We start from the raw sequence: 17,813 nt of genomic DNA, 5'->3' as shown, positions 1-17,813 counted from the left end.
AGGTCGAGGGTGGCGTTCTCGAGCTTGAGACCGACCTCCTCGGCGATGACCTGGCCACCGGTCAGGATGGCGATGTCGTTGAGCATGGCCTTGCGACGGTCACCGAAGCCCGGGGCCTTGACGGCCACGGAGCGGAACAGGCCGCGGATCTTGTTGACGACCAGGGTCGCCAGGGCCTCGCCCTCGATGTCCTCGGCGATGATCAGCAGCGGCTTGCCCGACTGGACGACCTTGTCGAGCAGCGGCAGCAGGTCCTTGTTGGCGGAGACCTTGCTGTTGACGATCAGGATGTACGGGTCCTCGAGCACGGCCTCCATGCGGTCCGAGTCGGTGACGAAGTACATCGACGTCATGCCCTTGTCGAAGCGCATGCCCTCGGTGAGCTCGAGCTCGAGGCCGAAGGTGTTGCTCTCCTCGACGGTGATGACGCCTTCCTTGCCGACCTTGTCCATCGCCTCGGCGATGAGCGAGCCGATCTCGGGGTCGGCGGCGGAGATGGAGGCCGTGGAAGCGATCTGCTCCTTGGTCTCCACGTCCTTGGCCAGCTTGGAGAGCTCCTCGCTGACGCGCTCGACGGCGGCCTCGATGCCCTTCTTCAGGCCCATCGGGTTGGCGCCGGCGGCGACGTTGCGCAGACCCTCGCGCACCAGCGCCTGGGCGAGCACGGTGGCGGTGGTGGTGCCGTCACCCGCGACGTCGTCGGTCTTCTTGGCGACTTCCTTGACCAGCTCGGCGCCGATCTTCTCCCACGGGTCCTCGAGCTCGATCTCCTTGGCGATGGAGACACCGTCGTTGGTGATCGTGGGGGCGCCCCACTTCTTCTCCAGCACGACGTTGCGGCCCTTGGGACCCAAGGTCACCTTGACGGCGTCGGCGAGCTGGTTCATACCGCGCTCGAGACCGCGCCGGGCGTCCTCGTCAAACGCGATCATCTTGGCTGCCATAAGGCTAGACCTCCCAGATGCAGGGTGGCTTGTCGTGGACCGAGCCGACGCCCGCGACGGCATGGGTCAGCATCTCCTGCGGCAGACCCCATCGTCCCGATCCGAGTGTTGGCACTCTGCTGCACAGAGTGCCAACGAACTGTTTAGCACTCTACCCTGTCGAGTGCAAGCGAGAAGCCTCCTACCGGGCCTTTCCTCCCCATATCAGCCTGTACGGCAGAGCCGTCCATCGTCGGCGGCAGGACCCCGCACCTGCGACGAGCCGCGTCCAGGCCACCGCAGGTGGCGGGATCCATACGCACGGCGAGCCGCCTCGCGCGGCTCGCCGTGACCGAGTCGACGAAAGAAAGGTGGCGGGTTCGCACGGACTGCGCTGCCGGGCGATCCCCGCCGGTGCATACCAGGGGGGTGTATCAGACCGCGCGGACGGACTCCGCTTGAGGTCCCTTCTGGCCCTGCGTGATCTCGAACTCGACCCGCTGGCCCTGTTCGAGAGATCGGTACCCGTCCATCATGATCGCTGAGTAATGGACGAATACATCCTTACCACCGTCTACCGCGATGAAGCCGTAGCCCTTGTCCGCGTTGAACCACTTGACGGTGCCCTGCGCCACTTCCGACTCCTCTTACTGGGCTTTCAGATCTCGCCCATTCCTCCGCGAGACCCGTAATCGCCGGACTTAAGGGAAAATCAGCCAGACGATCGCCCTCGACCATACCTGTGGCACGGGGTTTGGCAACAGAGTCAATCTGCAAACGACGCATTTCTTCGCAACGAAGGCGCTTCAGCGTTTCATTTGCCCTGGAAATGGAGAAGGCGCCCACTAGGGGCGCCTTCCACACGTGTGATCTATAGCACTCAGCCGCCGGCAACCGCCGGGATGATTGAGATCTGAGTGCCTTCAGGTGCCGGAGTGTCGAGCCCGTCGGCGAAACGGACGTCCTCTTCCCCAACGTAAACGTTGACAAAACGACGAATCTTGCCCGATTCATCCAGAATTCTCGCGCCGATCCCCGGGTAGTCGGAGTCGAGCTTGGCAAGCACGTCACGAAGAGTCGCGCCCTCGCCACTGACTTCGGCGTTGCCCCCGGTGTAGGTGCGCAGAATGGTGGGAATCCGCACCGAAACGCTCATGGTTTAACTCGCCTTTCCTGGTTGTCAGACAGTCGCGCGGAACGCGTCGAGGGAGGGCCGGATCACGGCCGTGGGCTGGGCGTCGTCGCTGATCGCGTCGAGCGTCTTGAGCCCGTCGCCGGTGTTGAGGACCACGGTCTCGGCCTCGGGGTCGAGCCGCCCGCTCTCGGCGAGCTTCTTCAGCACGCCCACGGTCACCCCTCCCGCGGTCTCGGCGAAGACGCCCTCCGTCGAGGCCAGGAGCTTGATCGCGGCCACGATCTCGGCGTCCGTGACGTCCTCGACGGCCCCGCCGGTGCGCCGGGCGATGTCGAGCACGTACGGCCCGTCGGCCGGGTTGCCGATGGCCAGCGACTTGGCGATGGTGTCGGGCTTGACCGGCTGCACGACGTCGTGCCCCGCCTTGTACGCGGTGGAGACCGGCGAGCACCCGGCCGCCTGCGCCCCGAAGATCTTGTACGGCGTGTCCTCGACCAGCCCCAGCTGCACCAGCTCGCGGAAGCCCTTGTCGATCTTGGTGAGCTGCGAGCCGGAGGCGATGGGGATGACGATCTGCTCGGGCAACCGCCACCCGAGCTGCTCGGCGATCTCGTACGCGAGCGTCTTGGAGCCCTCGGCGTAGTAGGGCCGCAGGTTGACGTTGACGAACCCCCACTTGTCACCCAGCGGGTCGCCGATCAGCTCGGAGCAGAACCGGTTGACCTCGTCATAGGTGCCGTCGATCCCGATCAGCTTGCCGCCGAACACGCGAGCCATGGCGATCTTGGCCGCTTCGAGGTTGGCCGGGATGAACACGCACGCCTCGAGCCCGGCGCGCGCCGCCGCCGCGGTGACCGCGCCCGCGAGGTTGCCCGTGGAGGAGCAGGAAAGGGTGTGGAAGCCGAAGTTACGCGCCGCCTCGACGGCGATGGCGACGACCCGGTCCTTGAAGGAATGGGTGGGGTTGCCCGAGTCGTCCTTCACGTACAGGTTCTTGAGACCGAGTGCGCGTCCGAGGTTTCCGGCCTTGACCAGTTTGGTCCAGCCGGGGTTCATATTCGGCTTACTGGCGACGTCAACCGGAACCGGGAGCAGCGACCGGTAACGCCAGATGTTGGCGGGGCCCGACTCGATGTCGGAGCGGGTCACGGTACCGAAGGAATAGGCCGCTTCGAGCGGCCCGAAACACTCCAGACACGCGAAGCTCGGACCGAGCGGGTAGCGCGTGCCGCACTCACGGCAGGACAGACCGACAGCAGGACCAAAGTCGAGCGACATGAAGCGAGGCCTTCCCTCATCTTCGCCTGCGGCCACCTTGACCGCAGACCGGAATTGGCACCTTGTCCCGGTCGGCCTCGCCCTGTCGCGAGTCTCAAACCGGGAGGGTTGCCGGGGCTTCGCAGGGCCGGTCCCTCCACCCCTCTGGATGAGCAATATTCAGTTGTTGAAAAGGACTCTACCCGTCCATGGGGCCCAAATGGCCACCCGTCTCAAGATGCGAGACGTGGCGTCTCAGCGATAATCATCACCCAGCACTCCCTGCACGTATTTGCGCGCCTGGTGAATGCGCGACTTGGCGGTGCCCAGGGGGATGCCGAGCTGCTCGGCCACCTCGTTGTAGTCGAGCTGGACGATGTCGCGCAGCACCAGCGCCTGCGCCAGGTCGGGCTTGTCGGCCTCCAGCGCCTCCATGGCGTCGAGCAGGTCGAGGCGCGAGCCCGCGATCACGCTCACCCGCGCCACGTCGGGCTTCTGCGTGGGCAGCTCGTCCGAGGTCTGCTCGGCCGCGCGGCGTTTGAGCGACCTGTACGTGGTGCGCGCGCAGTTGGCCGTCACGATGTGCAGCCAGGTGCTGAACCGCGCCCGGCCCTCGAACCGGCCGATGTTGCGCGCCACGGCCAGCAACGTGTCCTGCGAGGCTTCCTCGGCATCCTGGTGATAGGGGAGGATCCGGGCGCAGTGTCGCATCACATCGGGCTCGATCCGCGCCAGGAGCTCGCCAAGTGCGCGATGATCTCCTCCTGCGGCCGAGCGGGCGAGTTCCTCGGTTAGCTCATCTAGCGCCATAGCTGGGATCCTATGGGCGAAGGGAGCGTAGATGAACAGCGTCCTGGTGGCCTCCAACAGAGGACCCGTTTCCTTTACCGTCTCGGACGACGGCGAGCTGACCATGAAACGCGGTGGCGGCGGCCTGGTTTCGGCACTGTCCGAGGTGGCCAGGAAGGACGGCATGCTGTGGGTGTGCGCGGCGCTGTCCGACGGCGACCGCAGCGCCGTGCGCCTGGTGCCCGGCGGCCGGATCGACCACGCCGGCTACGACACGGGTCCGGTGCGCATGCTCGACATCCCGCCCGCCACCTTCCACCGCGCCTACAACGCCGTGGCCAACTCCACCCTGTGGTTCGTCAACCACCTGCTCTACGACATCCCCAACTCACCCAACTTCGGCACGAGGTTCGAGCGCGAGTGGGAGTCCTACCGCGACTACAACGGCGCGTTCGCGCTGGCGCTGGCCGAGGAGGCCGGCCACGGCGCCCGCGTCATGGTGCAGGACTACCACCTGACGCTGACCCCGGCGATGCTCCGCGCCGAGCGGCCGGACCTGCGCATCGCCCACTTCAGCCACACCCCGTGGGCGCCCCCCGAATACTTCTCGCTGCTGCCCGACGAGGTGGTCGGAGAGGTCCTGGAGGGCATCCTGGGGGCCGATCACGCCGGGTTCCTGGCCGACAGGTGGGCGCAGGCGTTCATGGACTGCTGCGAGGCGCTGCTGGGCGCGGAGGTCGACCGCGTGGGCCGCAGCGTCACCCACGAGGGCCGGACCACCCGCATCGGCGTGCACAGCCTCGGCGTGGACGGCGCCGCGCTGTGGGAGCGCGCCGTCGAGCCCGACGTCGAGTCGCACATGACCGCGCTCAGGGAGCAGGTGGGCGACCGCCGGCTGATCGTCCGCATCGACCGCACCGAGCTGTCGAAGAACATCGTGCGCGGCCTGGTGGCCTACCGCGAGTTCCTCGCCGCGCACCCGGAGTGGCACGGCAAGGTGGTGCACCTGGCGTTCGCCTACCCGAGCCGGCACGACCTGCCCGAATACCGCGAATACACCGCGTCGGTGCTTCGCTGCGCGCAGGAGATCGAGGACGAGTACGGCACCGAGGACTGGGACCCCCTGATCCTCAACGTCAACGACGACTACCCGCGTTCGCTGGCCGCGTACCGGATGGCCGACGTGCTGCTGGTCAACCCCATCCGCGACGGGATGAACCTGGTCGCCAAGGAGGGCCCGATCCTGTCCACGAGGTGCGCGCTCGTCCTCTCGCGCGAGGCGGGGGCGGCGGCCGAGCTGGGCCCGCACGCGCTCGTGGTGAATCCGTACGACATCAGCGGCACGGCCGCCGCGCTGCACGCCGCGCTCGTCATGCCGGAGGACGAGCGCCGCATGCGGCGCGACAAGCTGCACGCCGCGGCCACCGCCCTGCCCCCGCAGAAGTGGCTCGCGGCCCAGCTCGACGCGCTGGCCGAGATCTGAGCCCGGTCAGGTCCAGTCGGCGTGCTTGAGCGTGTCGGCCAGCCCCGGCGTGTTCCACTGGTCCACGATGAGGATCTTGCTCTGCGGCAGGTACCACTCGCGCTGCGTGAAGCGGAGCAGCACCTTCGTGGTCGAGCCCGAATACTTGACGCACTCCGACTTCCACGCGTTGTAGGCGGCCTTGTGTCCCGCGCCGACCTGGCGCAGGCCCCTGGTGACCTTCGGGCCGATGGCCTCGCCCCACTTCCGGTTGAACGGGCACGGCTGCACGTCGCTCGCCGTGTAGAAGGGCCGCTTGCCGGTGTACGGGCCGAACCCCTCGGCGCCGCGCTTGATGGACGAGGGGCCGAGGACGTAGAAGGCGTCGCATTCGGGCGTCCCCCAGCCCACGGGCTTGCCGCACTTGCCGGTCACGATCTGGACATCGTCGCCGAAGCGGTGGACCACCCACTTGATCGGGATGTACAGGGTCAGGCCCTTGCGCAGCTTGACCGCCTGGGCGGGCGCGGCGTGGGCGGGCAGGGAGGTCGCGAGGAGGGTGGCCGCGGCCACGGCCACGGCGGCGAGGTGTCGCTTGTGCATGCGCCCGACCCTAGGGAGCGCGACTTGCAGCTCAATCACGAACGGCTGAAAGCCGCCACAAGCTCCTCCAGCAGCGCGACGACGCCGTCGGGCCCGTCCACCACGATGTCGGCCCGCTCGGCCAGCTCGGTGACCTCCGCGGAGCCGCTGCACACGGTCACGCCGGGCAGCCCCGAGAGGCGTACGGCCTCGAACGCGGCCAGGTCGCCGAGATCGTCGCCCACGAACATGACGGACCTGGCGGCCCGCTCGGCCAGGAACAGGCTGAGCGCCTGCCCCTTGTCCATGCCCGGCGGCCGCAGCTCCAGCACGAAGCGGCCCGGCTCGACCACCAGGCCGCGCTTGCCGGCCAGCTCGGCCAGCGGCTCGCGCAGCCTGGCCAGCGCGCCCTCCGGGTCGGAGCTGCGCCTGGTGTGCACGGCCACGGCCCGGCCCTTGTCCTCGATGGTGACGTCTCGCAGGCCCAGCGACTCGAGCAGCAGCTGCAGCTCGGCCTCGGCCTCGAGCACGCCCGGAGGCGGCGGGGGCCCGGAGATCTGCCCGGCCTCCCAGCGCTCGAAGCCGTAGTGCCCGAGCACGACCAGCCGGGGCACGTCGGCCAGGCCCGGCCCGAGCTCCAGCGCAGTGGCCGGCGGCCGGCCGGTCACGATGGCCACCGCCAGGACGTGGGCGCCGAGCTCGGCCAGCACCTCCGGCGCCTTCGGATGGATCACGGCCTCGGCGGGATCGGGCACGATCGGCGACAGGGTTCCGTCGAAGTCGAGCCCGATCACGGCGCCCGCCGGGTCGTCCAAGATCGCTTTCATTCCAGGGATGTTCCTCACGCGGCTGCCGTACCCAGCCGGTCAGGGACGCATGCCGAGTCTCCTGGCGGCGCGGTCACGCTGACGGGTGGACCGTAACCTGCGCAGCCGCTTGACCAGCATGGGATCGTGCTCCAGCGCCTCCGGCCGGTCGATAAGCTCACCGAGCAACTGGTAGTAGCGCGTGGCGGAGAACCCGAAGCTCTCCTTGATGGCCTGCTCCTTCGCGCCCGCGTAGCGCCACCATTGGCGTTCGAAGGCGAGGAGTTCGAGATCGCGTTCTGAGAGGGGTTGGCCGGACGTCTCCTGGGCAGCATTGTCACCGCTGAGCGGTGCTCCCATGGTGTCCTCCTCGGGAAAGGTGCGCGCGACGACTCCGCACGCACGCGGCCCGTGGCCAATCGTAATGTGCGAAGTGCGGCTGTTCACGACGTATTGAGAGACGTACAGTCACGAAATGTGACCTCAGTAATCACGCTCCTCACCGACTACGGACTCGAAGACGGCTATGTGGCGGCGTGTCACGGAGTGATCGCCGGAATCGCCCCCCAGGCGCGGGTGATCGACGTGTGCCACCTGATCCCCTCAGGTGACGTACGGCGTGGCGCGGCGATTCTCGCCCAGACCATTCCGTACCTTCCCGCGGGCATCCATATCGGCGCGGTCGATCCCAGCGCGGGCGGCGCCCGGCGGGCGGTGGCCGTCGAGGCGGGCGGGCGGGTGTTCATCGGACCCGACAACGGGCTGCTGTCGTGGGCCGTGCACGCCAGCGGCGGCGCCGAGGCCGCCTACGCGATCAGCAACGAGGAGCACTTCCTGCGGCCGGTCTCCCCCACCTTCCACGGGCGCGACGTCTTCTCGCCGGTCGCGGGGCGGCTGTGCGGCGGGCTGAGACCGTCGGACCTGGGGCCCGAGGTGCCGATCGGCAGGCTGGTGACGCTGCCGGCGCCGACCACGCTGCTGCGCGAGGGCTCGGTGGAGGGCGAGGTCGTCTCGGTCGACCGCTACGGCAACACCCAGCTGTCGATCGCGGTCGGCGACCTGCACGCGCTGGGCGTGCGGGTGGGCGACACCCTGGGGGTCTGGCTGGGCCGGCGGCAGCTCTCGCTGCCCTACCGGGAGACGTTCGCGGCGGTGCCGCCGGGGGAGCTGGTGGCGTTCGCGGACTCGGCGGGGCTGATCGCGATCGCGGTCAATTCCGGTGACGCAGCGCAGCGGCTGGGGCTCCCACCTGGCGCGCATGTCCGACTCTCCCCTACTCCATAGGACGAAGACGCACAGATCGGAATTACTCCGCGTATCGGTCTGTTTACCGAAGCGTCGGAAAGAATCAGCGGGCGCGTGTCAGAATGCAACGCGCGGGCGTCCCTCCCCTCCCCTCCAGAGGTCGACGTTGTACCAGCTGTCCATCGTGCTGCTCTCCATAATGTCCGCGATCTGGCCCGCGCCGGAGCCGCCCGTGTCAGAGCGCTGGCACGCGTGGCCCGTCGCGCAGATCTTCCCCGCGACCCTGCCCGGGGTCAGCCCGTCGGGGGCGCGGGTCACGTACGAGCTGGCCGGGGTCGCCCCCGAGGCGCCCTGCCGGACGGCGTTCCAGCCCGCCGCCGTCCGGCGCGGCTGCCGCGTGGCCCTGCGCGCCACGTACGCCGACAGCACGCAGACGTTCGTCGCCACCGTGGGCATCGCCGTGCTCGACACGCCCGGACGCGACTACTACCGCGTGGGACGGCCCGCGACCGTGCGGCCGGTGGCCTTTCCCCGAGGGCCGGCCGAGCGCTTCGGCGAGCGGCAGTACTTCACCGGGGTGGTGCTCAGGTCCGACGAGCGCTACGTGGTGGCGACGGCCGCCGGGTACGCCGACGGCCGGCCGTACCAGCCGGGTGACCGCCTCGCACCCCGGCTGCGCGCCACGGCGCGGCAGCTCGCCACCGAGTTGCACCGGACGCTCACCCGATGAGCAGGCTCGCCGTCGCCTTCCTCGTCACCGCGCTGGTGGTGGGAACCGTTCCGGCGAGCGCCACCGACGACGTGGGCGAGGCCGCCCGGGCGGGACAGTGGCAGCTCGCCGCGATGCGGCTGCCCGAGGCGTGGCGGTCGAGCAGGGGCGAGGGCGTGATCGTCGCCGTGCTCGACACCGGCGTGAACGGCCGCCACCCCGACCTGGAGGGCGCCGTGATCCAGGGCCCCGACCTGACCGGCACCGCCAAGGGCCTCTGGGGGCGGCACGGGACCGCCATGGCCAGCCTGATCGCCGGGCGCGGCCACGGCGACGAGCACAAGGGCGGCGTCATCGGGGTGGCGCCCGCGGCCAGGGTGCTGTCCATCCGGGTCACGCTGGAGAACGGCGACCCGCTGCGCGAGCAGCAGCGCGCCGGCGGGCGCGACGCGCTGGCCAAGGGCATCCGGTACGCGGTCGACCACGGGGCCGGCGTGATCAGCATGTCGCTGGGCGGCGGCAGCGGCGCGTGGGAGGGCTCGCCGTCGGAGGAGGAGGCCATCCAGTACGCGATCGCGCGGGGCGCCGTGCTGGTGGCCTCGTCGGGCAACGACGGCGGCACGGCCAACAGGAAGAACTTCCCCGCCGCCTATCCCGGGGTGATGGCCGTGGGGGCGGTGGACCGGGAGCTCAGGGTGGCCGCGTTCTCCAACAGGCAGGACTACCTGTCGGTGGTCGCGCCGGGCACGGAGATCGTCACGGCCGACGCGCGCGACTCGTACGTGGTGAGCGACGGCACCAGCTCGGCGGCGGCCATGGTGGCGGGCGTGGCGGCCCTGATCAAGTCCGCTTATCCCGACATGTCGCCCTACCACGTACGGACGGCCATCGAGCTCGGCACCAGGCTGCAGCCGGCCGACGGCCACAGCCCCGCCTACGGGCACGGGGTGGCCAACGCCCTGCTCGCCCTGCGGGAGGCCGCCCGCCTGGACCCGCCCGGCGCCGGCCTCGCCCACCCCGGCCCGTACTTCGGCGACGGCCCGCCGCCCGCCTCCCGGGGGCCGGTGGTGGCGGGCATGGTGATGCTGGCCGCGGCGATGTCGGCCCGCATCCTCGTCCGCCACCGCAAACGCCGCCCCTGACCCCTCCCCCGGCCCCCTCCCCAGTCCCGGGTCTTCTCCCAAGGGACAGAAGGGACGTCGGCGGGCCGCCCGCGCACCCGTCCGGGCAAAGGGGCGCCGGCGGGTCGTTACCCTAGCAAGCGCTTGTGCGATACTGGCGGCATGACGTTAGCGATCGAGGGCTGGTTCGCCATCGACGAGGACGGCGTCTTCCTCCTGGGCACCAGCTGCGCCACCTGCGGCACCGTCACCTTCCCGCCCCGTCCCGGCCTCTGCCCCAACCCCCGCTGCGACGCCACCTCGATGGAGACGACCCGCCTCCCCCGCCGCGGCCGGGTGTGGTCGTACACGAACGCCGTCTACCCGCCCCCCGCCCCCTACGTCGCCGCGGACCCGTACGTGCCGGTGACGCTGGCCGCCGTCGAGCTCGACGAGGTGGGGATCGTGGTGCTCGGGCAGGTCAAGGGCCTCACCGTGAACGAGCTGGAGGTCGGCATGGAGCTGGAGCTCACCTCCGGGCCGCTGTCGGACGGACCGCTGATGTGGATGTGGGAGCGGGCCGTGAGAGAGCGAAGCGAACGAACCAATAAGCACAGCAGCGTCTCGCGCACAGCGCCGACGAAGGAGGCGCTGTGAGCGTCGTGGTGCTGGGCGTCGGGATGCATCCGTGGGGCAAGTGGGGCAGGCCCTTCCTGGAGTACGGCGTCGCCGCCGCCCGCGCGGCCCTGCGGGACGCCGGGGTGGCGTGGACCGACGTGGAGTTCGTCGTCGGGGCGGACACGATCAGGAACGGCTACCCGGGCTTCGTCGCGGGCGCCTCCTACGCGCAGGCGCTGGGCTGGTCGGGCGCCAGGATCGCCTCCTGCTACGCGGCCTGCGCCTCCGGCGCCCAGGCCGTGGACATCGCCCGCACGCGCATCCTCGCGGGCCTGTGCGACGTGGCGCTGGTGGTCGGGGCGGACTCGACCCCGAAGGGCTTCTTCAAACCGGTCGGCGGCGACCGCCCCGACGACCCCGACTGGCTCCGCTTCCGCCTGCTGGGCGCCACCAACCCCGCCTACTTCGCCCTCTACGCCCGCAGGCGCATGGCCGTGCACGGCTCGACCCCTGCCGACTTCGCCGCCGTCAAGGTCAAGAACTCGCGGGCCGGCTCGCTCAACCCCATGGCCCGCTACCGCAAGCCCGTCACCGCCGAGGAGGTGCTGGCCTCGCCGCTGGTCGCCGACCCGCTGCGCCTCATGGACATCTGCGCCACCTCGGACGGAGGCGCGGCGGTGGTCCTGGCCTCGGAGTCCTACGCCCGCCGCCGAGGCCTGCGGGCTCCGGTACGCCTGGCCGCGGTCTCCACCGTCACCCCGACCTTCCCCAGCACGATCCTGGAGCTGCCGAACTTCGCCACCGACTCCCGCACCGCCGTACCGGCCCCTGAGAGGCCCTTCAGAGCGGCGATCGCGCACGCGGCGTACGAGGAAGCAGGGGTGGGACCTGAGGACGTCTCACTGGCGGAGGTGTACGACCTCTCGACGGCCCTGGAACTGGACTGGATGGAGGACGTCGGCCTGTGCCCGCCCGGGGAGGCGGCCAAGCTGCTGCACGACGGGGCGACGGGGCTCGGCGGCCGGATCCCGGTCAACCCCTCGGGCGGCCTGGCCTCCTTCGGCGAGGCGATCCCGGCCCAGGCGATCGCCCAGCTCTGCGAGCTGACCACGCAGCTGCGGGGCGAGGCCGGCGACCGCCAGGTGCCTGTCGCCCGCGTCGGCCTCGCCGCCAACCAGGGCCTCTTCGGCCACGGCTCCGCGCTGATCGTCACCACGTAGAAACGCGAAGACCCTCCGGGGAGCTCCCCCGGAGGGTCTTCGGAGGCGAGTCAGCCTACGTGCACCACGTCGTGCGTCTCCGCGAAGTGACAGGCGCTCTCGTGCCCGGTACCCGGACGGATCTGCAGCAGCGGCTCCTCCTCGGCGCAGATCTCCTGCGCCTTCCAGCACCGCGTACGGAACCGGCATCCCGACGGCGGGTTCGCCGGGGACGGCGGGTCGCCCTGCAGGATGATCCGCTCCCGCTGCTCCCGGCCCTCCGGGTCGGGCACCGGCACCGCCGAGAGCAGCGCCTGCGTGTAGGGATGCGCGGGCTTGTCGTAGATCTCGGTGTCCTTCCCGAGCTCCACGAACTTGCCCAGGTACATCACGCCCACCCGGTCGGAGATGTGCCGCACCACCGACAGGTCGTGGGCGATGAAGATGTACGCCAGGTCGAACTCGTTCTGCAGCCGCTCGAGCAGGTTGATCACCTGCGCCTGGATGGACACGTCCAGGGCCGACACCGGCTCGTCGCAGACGATGATCTCCGGCTGGAGCGCCAGCCCTCGGGCGATGCCGATGCGCTGCCGCTGTCCACCGGAGAACTGGTGCGGGTAGCGGTTGATGTGGTCGGGGTTGAGACCGACGACCTCCAGCAGCTCCTGCACCTTCTTGCGGCGGTCGCCGCGCGGCGCCGCCTCGCTGTGGATCTCGTACGGCTCGCCGATGATGTCGCCGACGGTCATCCGGGGGTTCAGCGAGGTGTACGGGTCCTGCATCACCATCTGGATGTTGCGGCGCATCCGCTTGAGCTCGCCGCCCTTGGCCCTGCCGATGTCACGGCCGTTGATCAGCACCGAGCCCGAGGTCGGCCGCTCCAGCGCCATCAGCACCTTGGCGAGGGTGGACTTGCCGCAGCCCGACTCGCCCACGATGCCCAGCGTCTCGCCCTTGTGCAGGTCGAACGACACGCCGTCGACGGCCTTGATCGCGCCGATCTGCCGCTTGAAGACGATGCCCTGGGTCAGCGGGAAGTGCTTGACCAGGTCCCGAACCTCGAGGATGCGCTCACCGATCGCCATCGAGGACCTCCCTCCAGTAGTGGCACGCGCTGCCTCGGGTGCCGCTGATCTCGTGGAGCGGGGGGGCGTCGGTCACGCAGTCGTCCTGCCGGTAGGGGCACCGGGGGTGGAACGCGCAGCCGGACGGCAGGTCGAGCAGGTTGGGCGGCAGGCCCTTGATCGCGTACAGGTCCTGGCCCTTGAGGTCGACCCGGGGGATCGACTCCAGCAGGCCCTTCGTGTACGGATGCGCGGGGCCCTTGTAGATGTCGTGCACGGGGGCCTTCTCCACGATGCGACCCGCGTACATGACGGCGATCTTGTCGGCCACGTCGGCCACGACGCCGAGGTCGTGCGTGATCAGGATCAGGCCCATCTGGCTCTCGCGCTGCAGCTCGGCCAGCAGCTCCATGATCTGGGCCTGGACGGTCACGTCGAGCGCCGTGGTCGGCTCGTCCGCGATCAGCACCTCGGGGTCCAGCGCGATCGACATCGCGATCATGATGCGCTGGCGCATGCCCCCGGAGAACTGGTGCGGATAGTCGTTCACGCGCTGCCTGGCGGCCGGGATGCGGACCCGGTCCATCAGCTCGACGGCCTTCTTCATGGCGTCGCGCTTGGACATGCCGCGGTGCACCCGGAACATCTCGCTGATCTGCCAGCCCACGGTGAACACCGGGTTGAGCGCGGAGAGCGCGTCCTGGAAGATCATCGCGATGCGCTGGCCGCGCACCTGCGTGCGCGCCTCCTCCGACAGCCTGAGCAGGTCGGTGCCCTTGAAGCGGATCTCCCCCTTGGGGATGACCGCCGGCGGCATGTCGAGAATGCCCATGATCGCCTGCGCGGTCACGGACTTGCCCGAACCCGACTCGCCCAGCACCGCGAGCGTCTCACCGGGGCTGACCGTGTAGCTCACGCCGTTCACCGCGCGTACGACCCCGGCACGCGTACGGAACTCCACGTGCAGGTTGTCGACCGCGAGCAGCGGTTGGTCGCCCAGCCCTCCCTCGGCGGGCAACACATCCGTTGACGTCTTCTTCACTTGATCCCCCCTTCTACCTGAGCTTCGGGTCGAGCGCGTCGCGTACGGCGTCGCCCATCATGATGAACGCCAGCACCGTGATGCTGAGGAACACGGCCGGGAACACCAGTGGCAGCGGCGCCTCCAAGAACCTGATGCGCGCGTCGGCGATCATCAGACCCCATGAGATGTCCGGCGACTGGACACCCACGCCCAGGAACGAGAGCGCGGCCTCGGCGGCGATGAAGCCGCCCAGGTTGATCGTGGCCACGACGATGACCGGCGCCAGCGAGTTGGGCAGCAGGTGACGGAACATGATCCGTCCCGCGCTCGCTCCCAGCGCCCTGGCCGCGACCACGAAGTCCTGGTTCTTCGCGGTGATCACGGCCGCCCGCATGATGCGGAACGTCATCGGCCAGCCGAGCACCGCCAGCGCGAGGATGACCAGCATGATGCTGTTGGCCCGGCCGCGGAAGGTGGCGGCGATGAGCAGCGCGCCCAGGATCGGGGGGATGGCGAAGAAGATCTCGGTGACCCGCGAGGACACCGTGTCGACCACGCCGCTCCGGAAACCGGCGATCAGGCCGAGCAGACCGCCGACCACCGTGGTGATGATCGTGGTGAACACGCCGATCACGATCGAGTTGCGGGCGCCGTAGATCGTCCTGGCGTAGACGTCGCACCCCAGGCTGTCCTTGCCGAACAGGTGGCCGGCGCTGGGCGCCTGCCTGGCCGTGGACAGGTCACAGGTCCTGGCGTTGAACGGGTCGATCGCCGTGAACAGCGACGGCAGGAACGACATGACGAGCAGCACCAGGATGATGAGCACCGAGATGATGAACATCGGCCGGCGCCTGAGGTCGTACCAGGCGTCGCTCCACAAGCTCGCGGGCTTGCCTTCCTTGCCCTTCTTGCCCTGTGGCGTGGGCGCCGGGTCGGTAACCGTGTCCGTGACCAGTGTCTGCGTCTCCGGGAGCCCGGGCCCGACCGGCGGGATTGGGTTACTCATAGCGGATCCTCGGGTCGAGCACGGCGTACAGCAGGTCGACGACCAGGTTGGCCAGGATGTAGATCAGCACCAGGACGGTGATGATCCCCACCACAACCGGTTGTTCTCGCAAGTAAACCGACTGGAACAGCTGATTTCCAATCCCCGGGAGATTGAAGATCGTCTCGGTGATCACCGCGCCGCCCATCAGGTTGCCGAGGTCGGCGCCCAGATAGGTGATCAGCGGGATCAGCGCGTTACGCAACCCGTGCCGGCCGATGACGCGCCGTCGTGGCAGGCCCTTGGCCGTGGCCGTTCGGATGTAGTCCGCTCTGAGCGTCTCCACCAGGCTGGTTCTGGTGAGCCTGGTCAGGTACGCGATCGACGTCCCCGCGAGCACGAAGCCGGGCAGCAGATAGCTGCGCCAGCCCGCGAACGTGCCCGCCACCGGGAAGATGTCCAGCCCGGTCCACAGCTTGAGCTTGACGCCCAGGACCAGCTGCAGCACGAAACCGGTGACCAGCGTGGGCACCGAGATGAGCAGCAGCGTGGAGGCCAGGATGGCGGTGTCGGTGGCCTTGCCGCGGCGCAGCGCCGCCCACAGGCCCAGGCCGACGCCGATGAGCGCCTCCATCACCAGGGCGGTCAGCGCGAGGTTCAGGGTGACCTGGAACTTGCCGGCCATGACCTGGGACACGGGGACGTCGGCGAAGTTCACGCCGAAGTCACCGCGGAAGAGCACGCCGCTGATGTAGTACCAGTACTGCAACAGCAGCGGATCGTTGAGGTGATACTGCTCGCGCAGGACCTCGGCGACCGCGGGGTCCGGGCGCTTGTCTCCGAACAGCGCCGCGATGGGGTCCCCTGGCAGTGCGAAGACAATCATGAAGATGAGTAGCGTGGCGCCGAGCAGGACGGGTATCGCCTGGATCAAGCGCCTGATGACATAACGGCCCATACAAGCCCTCCGGTACATGACTTGGAGGCAGCCCCGGAGCCCGTGGTTCACCCGGCTCGAGTGGCTGCCTCCAAGCTCAGCCCTCCGGCGGGTGGACGGCAAGAGCCGTCCACCGCGCGAATGAACGTCAGGCCTTCTCGATGTCGACCCAGTTAACCTGGTTGAGCAGGTTGAGCTTGACGTTCTTCACCTTCGAGGAGTACCCGAAGTTGCTCCGGTAGAAGTAAACCGGGATGTACGGAAGGTCCTTGATGAGGATGTCGTCGGCCTGCTGGTAGAACTTCAGGCCCTCGGCGGCGTCCGCGGCCTGGTCACCCTTGGAGACCAGCTCGTCGAACTCCTTGTTGGAGTAACCACCGTAGTTGGAGCCGGTGCCGATGGAGCCGGTGCCGAAGATCGGGGTCAGGTAGTTCTCGGCCGACGGGTAGTCGATGGACCAGCCCATACGGAAGAGGCCCTTGTACTCCTTGGCGTCCAGGGCGTCCAGGATGCCCTGGAACTTCTCGAACGGCTTCGGCGTGACCTCGATGCCCAGGTTGGCGCGGAGGTTGTTGGCGACAGCCTCGATCCACTCCTTGTGGCCACCGTCGGCGTTGTAGCCCAGCTCGATGGTCTTGGGGCCCTTGGCGGCGTCGTACAGCTTCTTGGCCTCGGCCGGGTTGTACGTGCACGCGTCGCAGGCGCCCTGGCGGTAACCGGGGATGGCCGGGTTGATGAAGTCGTCGGCGGGGGCGCGGGTGCCGGAGAAGACCGTCTCGGTGATGGTCTTCCGGTCGATGGCCAGCGAGATGGCCTTGCGGACCTGCGGGTCCTTGAACTCGGGGTTGTACTGCAGCGGGACGCCGATGTAACCCACGGCGGCGTCGGGCTCGTCGTGGTAGCGGTCGCCGAGCACGGACTTGGCCGTGGCGATCGTCGACGGCGGCAGCGAGTCGTGGATGTCCAGGTTCTCGGCCTGCAGGTCGTTGAACGCGGTCTCGGAGCTCGTGTAGACCTTGAACTGGAGCTTCTTCCAGTTCTTCGGCTTGGCGCCCGGGAACTTGTCGTAGACCGTCAGGTCGATGGTCTGGTCGGTGCCCTTCTTGTAGGGCTTGTCGAGCTTGAACAGGCCCTGACCGATCGGCTGCTCGCCGAAGGTCTGCGTCACCTTGCCGTCGGCACCGAGGGCCGCCTTCGGCATCGGGTAGAACGCGGTGTAGCCCAGCATCGTCTTGAACTGCGAGAACGGCGCCGAGAGCGTCACCTCGAGCGTGGAGTCGTCGACGACCTTGAGACCCTTCATCTCCTTGGCCGTCGGCGTCTTGCCCTCACCCGGGTGGACGTCGGCGTAGCCGTCGACGCGCCCGAAGAAGTAGGACGAGCTCATGGCGTTGTCCTGCAGGGCCGCGTAGTTCCACGCGCGAGCGTAGTCGGCGGCGGTAACCGGCGTGCCGTCGTGCCACGTGTAGCCGGACTTGAGCTTGATCGTCCAGACCTTGCTGTCCGACGTCGTGATCGACTCGGCGGCTTCCTCGACCGGCTGCTTGTTCTCGTCGTAGCGGACCAGCGGGGAGAACACTGCGGCGAGGACCTCGGACCCCTCGGTCTCGGTCGTGTTCTGGGGGTTCAGGAGCTCCTGGGGCTCGCCGATCTCCATGCGGACCGGCGTCTCCCCGCCGCCTCCGGCAGCAGTGCCGCCACTGTCAGAGGCGCCACCGCCACACGCGGCAACCGCGAGGGCGAGCAGCGCGGTACCGGCGACGATCTGTGCGCCCTTAGTAACACGCATGGTGAAAGAATTCCTCCCTCTACAGGTGGGCGTTAGCGCTGAGCTGCGGTGATCGTGAGCAGCCTGACGGGGGGATCCTGGTTTTCCCCCCGGGTTTGGCTGACATGGTCAAACCAGCCGACGCCCTGCCAGTCGATCGCGACTATCCCTTACTACTTGCCACCAGGGAGTCTCTGGCGCGTTGCAGTT

General features: G+C 68.8%; 19 protein-coding genes and 1 riboswitch. Of the genes, 6 read left to right on the top strand and 13 right to left on the bottom strand.

What is annotated here, in order from left to right:
- The 5 genes from groEL to ACWEPL_RS54930 form a co-directional block, all read right to left on the bottom strand.
- The coding region (groEL, locus tag ACWEPL_RS54950; RefSeq protein ID WP_452441281.1) for a chaperonin GroEL at positions 1–944 on the bottom strand (944 nt) is incomplete at its 3' end.
- Positions 945–1,357: 413 nt separating this feature from the next.
- On the bottom strand, positions 1,358–1,558 hold the full coding sequence (locus ACWEPL_RS54945) for a cold-shock protein (RefSeq protein ID WP_068927743.1): 201 nt from the start codon (positions 1,556–1,558) through the stop codon (positions 1,358–1,360).
- A gap of 245 nt (positions 1,559–1,803) precedes the next feature.
- Positions 1,804–2,079 carry a MoaD/ThiS family protein gene (locus tag ACWEPL_RS54940; protein ID WP_185068974.1) on the bottom strand — a complete coding sequence of 92 codons (276 nt, stop codon included), beginning with the start codon at positions 2,077–2,079 and terminating at the stop codon, positions 1,804–1,806.
- A gap of 24 nt (positions 2,080–2,103) precedes the next feature.
- Positions 2,104–3,336: a threonine synthase gene (gene thrC, locus ACWEPL_RS54935; protein WP_350742605.1), complete on the bottom strand. Its 1,233-nt coding sequence runs from the start codon at positions 3,334–3,336 to the stop codon at positions 2,104–2,106.
- Positions 3,337–3,349: 13 nt separating this feature from the next.
- A riboswitch (SAM riboswitch) is annotated at positions 3,350–3,491 on the bottom strand.
- Between the two features lie 79 nt (positions 3,492–3,570).
- A complete protein-coding gene (locus tag ACWEPL_RS54930) occupies positions 3,571–4,125 on the bottom strand; it encodes an RNA polymerase sigma factor (protein WP_319719563.1) in 555 nt (184 codons plus the stop codon).
- Between the two features lie 31 nt (positions 4,126–4,156).
- Here ACWEPL_RS54930 and ACWEPL_RS54925 point away from each other — a divergent pair, with 31 nt between their 5' ends.
- Positions 4,157–5,587 carry an alpha,alpha-trehalose-phosphate synthase (UDP-forming) gene (locus ACWEPL_RS54925; protein ID WP_363985655.1) on the top strand — a complete coding sequence of 477 codons (1,431 nt, stop codon included), beginning with the start codon at positions 4,157–4,159 and terminating at the stop codon, positions 5,585–5,587.
- A 6-nt stretch (positions 5,588–5,593) separates the two neighbouring features.
- On the opposite strand, the gene ACWEPL_RS54920 is transcribed toward ACWEPL_RS54925, so the two are convergent.
- The 3 genes from ACWEPL_RS54920 to ACWEPL_RS54910 are packed head-to-tail and all read right to left on the bottom strand — an operon-like array spanning position 5,594 to position 7,314.
- Complete coding sequence (locus ACWEPL_RS54920) at positions 5,594–6,169, bottom strand: hypothetical protein (RefSeq protein ID WP_452441280.1); 576 nt, start codon at positions 6,167–6,169, stop codon at positions 5,594–5,596.
- 35 nt (positions 6,170–6,204) lie between these two features.
- Complete coding sequence (gene otsB / locus ACWEPL_RS54915; RefSeq protein WP_350742599.1) at positions 6,205–6,975, bottom strand: trehalose-phosphatase; 771 nt, start codon at positions 6,973–6,975, stop codon at positions 6,205–6,207.
- Positions 6,976–7,014: 39 nt separating this feature from the next.
- The gene (locus ACWEPL_RS54910; protein WP_350742598.1) at positions 7,015–7,314 is read right to left on the bottom strand and encodes a DUF3263 domain-containing protein; all 300 of its coding nucleotides are present in this window, start codon (positions 7,312–7,314) and stop codon (positions 7,015–7,017) included.
- 117 nt (positions 7,315–7,431) lie between these two features.
- Between ACWEPL_RS54910 and ACWEPL_RS54905 the strand changes: the two genes are divergently transcribed.
- From ACWEPL_RS54905 to ACWEPL_RS54885, 5 genes are all read left to right on the top strand, one after another.
- The gene (locus tag ACWEPL_RS54905) at positions 7,432–8,238 is read left to right on the top strand and encodes an SAM hydrolase/SAM-dependent halogenase family protein (RefSeq protein ID WP_350742596.1); all 807 of its coding nucleotides are present in this window, start codon (positions 7,432–7,434) and stop codon (positions 8,236–8,238) included.
- Positions 8,239–8,365: 127 nt separating this feature from the next.
- Positions 8,366–8,929, top strand: coding sequence for a hypothetical protein (locus tag ACWEPL_RS54900; protein WP_452441278.1), 564 nt, complete (start codon positions 8,366–8,368; stop codon positions 8,927–8,929).
- Complete coding sequence (locus tag ACWEPL_RS54895) at positions 8,926–10,050, top strand: S8 family serine peptidase (protein ID WP_449911998.1); 1,125 nt, start codon at positions 8,926–8,928, stop codon at positions 10,048–10,050. Before ACWEPL_RS54900 ends, ACWEPL_RS54895 begins: the two co-directional genes overlap by 4 nt.
- A gap of 141 nt (positions 10,051–10,191) precedes the next feature.
- Positions 10,192–10,665 carry a Zn-ribbon domain-containing OB-fold protein gene (locus ACWEPL_RS54890; protein WP_363985646.1) on the top strand — a complete coding sequence of 158 codons (474 nt, stop codon included), beginning with the start codon at positions 10,192–10,194 and terminating at the stop codon, positions 10,663–10,665.
- Positions 10,662–11,846, top strand: coding sequence for a lipid-transfer protein (locus ACWEPL_RS54885; protein ID WP_363985644.1), 1,185 nt, complete (start codon positions 10,662–10,664; stop codon positions 11,844–11,846). The genes ACWEPL_RS54890 and ACWEPL_RS54885 overlap by 4 nt, the downstream gene beginning before the upstream one ends.
- Before the next feature lie 50 nt (positions 11,847–11,896).
- Here the strand turns inward: ACWEPL_RS54885 and ACWEPL_RS54880 are convergent, their stop codons facing one another.
- The 5 genes from ACWEPL_RS54880 to ACWEPL_RS54860 all read right to left on the bottom strand — a co-directional run bounded on the left by ACWEPL_RS54880 (position 11,897) and on the right by ACWEPL_RS54860 (position 17,624).
- Positions 11,897–12,910 carry an ABC transporter ATP-binding protein gene (locus ACWEPL_RS54880; protein ID WP_350742586.1) on the bottom strand — a complete coding sequence of 338 codons (1,014 nt, stop codon included), beginning with the start codon at positions 12,908–12,910 and terminating at the stop codon, positions 11,897–11,899.
- Complete coding sequence (locus ACWEPL_RS54875) at positions 12,897–13,931, bottom strand: ABC transporter ATP-binding protein (RefSeq protein ID WP_350742584.1); 1,035 nt, start codon at positions 13,929–13,931, stop codon at positions 12,897–12,899. The genes ACWEPL_RS54880 and ACWEPL_RS54875 overlap by 14 nt, the downstream gene beginning before the upstream one ends.
- A gap of 13 nt (positions 13,932–13,944) precedes the next feature.
- Positions 13,945–14,919, bottom strand: coding sequence for an ABC transporter permease (locus tag ACWEPL_RS54870; RefSeq protein ID WP_355212750.1), 975 nt, complete (start codon positions 14,917–14,919; stop codon positions 13,945–13,947).
- Positions 14,912–15,856 (bottom strand): ABC transporter permease, encoded by a 945-nt coding sequence (locus tag ACWEPL_RS54865; RefSeq protein ID WP_350742580.1) that lies wholly within the window; start codon positions 15,854–15,856, stop codon positions 14,912–14,914. Before ACWEPL_RS54865 ends, ACWEPL_RS54870 begins: the two co-directional genes overlap by 8 nt.
- A 127-nt stretch (positions 15,857–15,983) precedes the next feature.
- On the bottom strand, positions 15,984–17,624 hold the full coding sequence (locus ACWEPL_RS54860; RefSeq protein ID WP_363985641.1) for a peptide ABC transporter substrate-binding protein: 1,641 nt from the start codon (positions 17,622–17,624) through the stop codon (positions 15,984–15,986).
- Between the last annotated feature and the right edge of the window lie 189 nt (positions 17,625–17,813).

It is taken from the genome of Nonomuraea sp. NPDC004186, assembly GCF_053603495.1.
The sequence above is the reverse complement of the archived record's forward strand: the minus strand, read 5'-3'. Positions and strand labels throughout refer to the sequence as shown.